This window comes from Pseudomonas sp. SJZ074 (assembly GCF_007828215.1).
Classification (GTDB): Bacteria; Pseudomonadota; Gammaproteobacteria; order Pseudomonadales; family Pseudomonadaceae; genus Aquipseudomonas.
Genome location: NZ_VIUE01000071.1, coordinates 1 through 1,074 on the forward strand (window position 1 = coordinate 1; position 1,074 = coordinate 1,074).

Annotated in this window: 1 pseudogene; it reads right to left on the reverse strand. The window is 64.2% G+C overall.

What is annotated here, in order from left to right:
• Positions 1 to 1,074, reverse strand: a pseudogene (locus FBX99_RS28795) (heme utilization protein); the annotation flags it as partial.

The window sequence follows — 1,074 nt, forward strand, 5'->3', positions numbered from 1 at the left end:
CCGCTGGAGAGAATGCCGCCGCCGTTGTCCAGGCTGGCTGCGCTGACGGTCAGTTGTTTCTTACCGACCAGTGCGCCGGCATTGCCGTTGAGTAGCGCCCCGCTGAGGGTGGCACTGACGCTTTCGTCGCGGCTCGACAGGGTGCCGCTGTTGCGGTTGTCCAGGCTCGTGGCGGTCAGATCCAGACCCTTGAAGCCGGACAGCAAACCACCTTGGTTGATGACGTTGCGGGCGCCCAGGGTCAGCACGCCGTTGCTGATGAGTTGGCCGGCGCTGTTGTCCAGGTCGCGGGCGTTCAGGGCCAGGCTCTGGCTGCTGGAGATTTCGCCATGCTGGTTGTTCAGGTCTCGCAGGTGCTTGAGGCTGAGTACACCGGCGGTGGTGATCAGGCCGGCGCTGTTGTTCAGGTCGCCGGTGGCGGCGCCGAAATCGATGGCGATGGCACTGCCCAGTAGCGAACCTTGTCGGTTGTTCAGGTCGCTGGTGGTAATGCTCAGGTTGTCGGTGGCGTTGATCAGCCCCTGGCTCTGGTTTTCCAGCGCGCCGCTGAGCTTCAGGTCGAGGTCAGCGCGGCTGGTCAGGGTGCCGCCGTTGTTGTTCAGGCTTGCGGCTTCGACGTCCAGTGCCGCGGCGGCGATCAGGCCCTTGAGGTTGGTCAGGGCGTTATCGATGCGCAGGGTCAGGGCCTGGTTGCTGAGCAGTTTGCCGTTGTCGTTGTTCAGGCTTTGCGCGGCCAGGGTGAACGCCTGGGCGCTGGAGATCTCGCCGCCGTCGTTGTTGACGCCCGCAAGATTCTTGAGCATCAGCAGCGGTGCATTGATCAGGCCGCCCTGGTTGTTCAGTTGACCCTGGTTGAGGTCCAGGGTCAGCGCCGTGTTGCTGAAGAGTTGGCCGCCCTGTTGGTCGAGGTCGGTGACGCTGGCGGTGAGTGCGCCGTTACTGGCGATGCGGCCGCCGTCCTGGTTGGTCAGTTTTTGCGTGGTCAGGTCGAGGTTGGCCCCGCTGCTCAGGCGGCCGGACTGGCTGTTGTCGAACGCGCCGGTCTCGACCAGTACGCCTTGCTTGCCGCTGATG